A 525-nucleotide genomic window follows, 5' to 3' on the forward strand; every position below is an offset into this window, starting at 1 on the left:
AGTAGAAATTGCCACTAGAATCAAGTAAGAATTCTACTGTACCAGCACCCTCATAATTAATACCCTTAGCAGCATTAACCGCCGCCTGTCCCATTTTGTCTCTGACTTCAGGAGTTATTACAGGTGATGGAGCTTCTTCAATTAATTTTTGGTGTCTTCTTTGAATACTACAATCTCTCTCACCAAAGTGAACTACATTACCATATTGGTCTGCAATAATTTGTACCTCAATATGACGAGGATCTTCAAGAAATTTTTCAATATAAACCGCATTATTCCCAAACGCAGTTGCTGCTTCAGCTTGAGCAAGAGCCATCATTTCTTCAATTTCTGACTCTTTTCTTACAATTCTCATGCCTCTGCCACCGCCACCAGCAGTTGCTTTAATAATTATCGGATATCCAACTTGCTCAATCCAAGGTTTTATTATAGATAAATCAGTGACAAGACCTGTACCTGGAACTGTTGGCACTTCATTATCAATCATTGTCTTCTTAGCAGAAGCTTTATCACCCATTGATCTTA

The 525-nt window shown here is 38.3% G+C and carries 1 pseudogene (only partly in view); it reads right to left on the reverse strand.

Annotated elements, in window-relative coordinates:
• Positions 1-525: pseudogene (locus A2255_00015) on the reverse strand (acetyl-CoA carboxylase biotin carboxylase subunit) (it extends 47 nt beyond the left edge of the window).

The sequence above is a fragment of the Candidatus Melainabacteria bacterium RIFOXYA2_FULL_32_9 genome (assembly GCA_001784615.1).
GTDB lineage: Bacteria > Cyanobacteriota > Vampirovibrionia > Gastranaerophilales > UBA9579 > UBA9579.